This window comes from Actinomycetota bacterium (assembly GCA_040755895.1).
Classification (GTDB): Bacteria; Actinomycetota; Aquicultoria; order Subteraquimicrobiales; family Subteraquimicrobiaceae; genus Subteraquimicrobium.
Genome location: JBFMAG010000056.1, coordinates 1 through 3093, shown reverse-complemented (window position 1 = coordinate 3093; position 3093 = coordinate 1). Strand labels below are relative to the sequence as shown.

Annotated in this window: 2 protein-coding genes; both read right to left on the bottom strand. The window is 46.8% G+C overall.

What is annotated here, in order from left to right; all coding sequences use genetic code 11:
- Positions 1-2072: glycine--tRNA ligase subunit beta (glyS, locus tag AB1466_02665; protein ID MEW6189005.1), on the bottom strand; the 2072-nt coding region annotated here is incomplete at its 3' end.
- A gap of 31 nt (positions 2073-2103) precedes the next feature.
- Positions 2104-2973, bottom strand: coding sequence for a glycine--tRNA ligase subunit alpha (gene glyQ, locus AB1466_02660; GenBank protein MEW6189004.1), 870 nt, complete (start codon positions 2971-2973; stop codon positions 2104-2106).
- Positions 2974-3093: the final 120 nt, after the last annotated feature.

Sequence of the window (3093 nt, the reverse complement as noted above, 5' to 3'; positions counted from 1 at the left end):
AGTTGGGAAAAATCGGCTATTTTCAGGAAGAGCTCTACGCACCTGTTGAGGAGAGAAACTCGATTATGGCGAATCCTTTTGTCCTCCGTCATCACCAATACTTTATCAAAAAAGCGGTCAACATAGGGTCTAAGCCCCGCTAAATTCTCTATGGCTCGATCGTAATCGGTTCTTTCTAAATATTCATCGATGATTTTCTCGACTTCAATCAATTTTTGATAGAGCCCCCTTTCCTCCTCCTCTGAAAAGAGTTGCTCTTTTACCCCACTCCCCAGGCTGGGATTGGAAAGGTTCTTGCACCTGGTAAAGGCCACGATTAAGTCGTCCAGGATGGGACTCTCTTTATACTTGGCTATGGACACGACTCTATCCCTCAAATCCGTCAAATTGTCGGGTTTTTCACCGAGAACTGCATTGATGATATCATAATTGAAGCCCTCGGTTAGCAACTCACCTTTGAACCTTCCCATGAAAAAATCCTGGAGTTCGATTTCAACTTCTTCGAAAGGGCGATACTTGAAGCCCGCCTTATGATAAAGATCCAAAGAAAGATGGATCATCTCCGAGAGGGAAAGGGGAAATCGATTCTCCAGAATTATGCTGATTATCCCCTGTCCCTGTCGACGGAGGGAATAGGGATCCTCAGAGCCTGTGGGAAGAAGCCCCACCGAAAAGTAGCCAACGATGGTATCCAATTTATCTGCAATGCTCACGATTTTCCCCACGGGCGTTGAAGGAAGGATATCCGAGGCAAAACGGGGGAGATAATGTTCAAAGATACCGATAGCTACATTCTCGGGCTCACCTGAAAGGCGAGCATATTCCCTACCCATAATCCCCTGAAGGTCTGAGAATTCTCCAACCATTTCGGTGAGCAAATCCGCCTTACTCAAATAAGCCACCCTTTCGGCTTCTTTTAGGGTACTCTCGTCGATCTTGAGAGCGCGTCCAATCTCCATAACCAGATTTTGAACGCGCTTCGCCTTATCATGCAGCGTACCCAATTTCTCCTGGAAGATTATGCCTTTAAGTTTCTCTAATCGGGCGGCAAGCGGCTCTTTCTGATCTTCCTCGTAAAAGAATTTGGCATCCGCCAGTCGAGCGGTGAGTACCATTTCGTGACCTTTTCTGATGGTGTCATCGTGCATTGGGTCACCATTATGAACTACGATAAAGTAGGGCAAAAGATTGCCTTCCTCGTCCTCGACGGGGAAATACCTCTGATGCGACTCCATGACGGTGGCTAGGACATCATGGGGTAAAGAAACGTACTCCGAAGGAAAGGCACCGAAGATCGTATGTGGGAATTCAACTAGGTTTACGACCTCGGTAAAAGTCTGGGGATCAATCAATGCCCTTCCACCAATCTCTTTGGCAACTTGCTCGATCTTATCCCTGATGATCCTCTCCCTTTTACGATGATCCACGACGACCTTACCCTTTTCCTCCAAAGTACCGAAATAATCTCGAGGATTTTTAACCTTTAATGGATTTTTCGCTAAAAATCTATGTCCCCAGGTAAGATTGCTTGCTCTCAGATTATCAAGGGAGAAATCGACCACTTTATTTCCATAAAGAGCCAATAGCCACCTTATAGGTCTGACAAATCGAATCTCCCCCTCCCCCCAACGCATGGACTTAGGGAAAGATAGCGATAGGATGAGCTTTGGGAGGAGTTCAGGAAGCAGTCGAGATGTGGGCAGGCCCTTCTCTCTCTTGATGGCGAATACATAATCCCCTTGAGGAGTGGACCTCACTACGAGATCTGTTACCTTGACCTTTTGTGCACTGGCGAATCCTATGGCCGCTGCCGTGGGTTCACCATCATCCGTATAAGCGACCTTCCTAGCCGGACCCCTAATTTCATGCACAACCTCGCTTTGCACTTCGGAAAGGTTGGTGACGAGCAGGACAAGTCGGCGAGGCGCCCCCGTGGCATCTAAACTTAAAAAGGAGAGTCTTTTGGCTTCAAACATCTTTGAAGCATTTTCCCTCAATTGCTCGATGCCCAAGTTAACTGCAGAAGCGGGCATCTCCTCCGTTCCTATCTCCAGCAACAAGTCTTTTCCCATCTCGCCTCCGCTTCAAAGCTCAGATGCTCTGCTATTTTTTAAGGAGGGGGAAGCCAAGTTTTTCCCTATAGGCGATATATACCTCGGCGACATTCTTTGCCAAATCGCGGACCCGAGCGATGTAGCGAGTTCGCTCCTGATGGCTGAGCACTCCCCTGGCATCAAGGAGGTTGAAGACATGAGAGCATTTAAGGACATGATCATAGGCGGGAAGAATCAAACCCTTTTTCAAAACGGTCTTTGATTCCTTTTCAAATTTACCGAACAGATCAAAAAGCATGTTCACGTTGGCGAGTTCAAAATTGTATTTAGACCATTCGACCTCTCCACGATGATGGATTTCCCCATATGTTATGCCATCTATCCACTCCAAATCGAAAATACTCCTTTTCCCCTGAAGAAACATGGCAATTCGTTCTATCCCGTAAGTTAGCTCTGCGGAAATGGGTTTCAAATCCAACCCACCGACCTGTTGAAAGTATGTGAATTGAGTAATTTCCATCCCATCGAGCCATACTTCCCAGCCAAGACCCCAAGCACCCAAAGTTGGGGACTCCCAATCGTCTTCAACGAATCGGACATCGTGCCTCTTGGAATCGATGCCCAGTTTTTCAAGGCTTGCCAGATAAACATCCTGGACATCATCGGGGGATGGCTTCAAGATGACTTGAAACTGATAATAGAATTGGAGTCTATTGGGATTTTCCCCGTATCTCCCATCTGTAGGTCGACGTGAAGGTTCCACATAAGCTACTTTCCAGGGTTCAGGTCCCAAACACCTCAAGAAAGTAGCGGGATTAAAGGTTCCCGCTCCGACCTCCACATCGTAAGGTTGAGCAACTACACAGCCGTAATCCGCCCAATATGATTGCAAAGTGAAGATTATCTCCTGGAAATTCACCTTGCCCTCCAGTTAAAAATTGGAATTTGGGATCTCAGAGGCACGATGTAAAATCTATATTCTCCAATGCAATAAAAACCTCTCCCCGAGCTTTTCACCTTTTCACTTTCGACTTTCGAC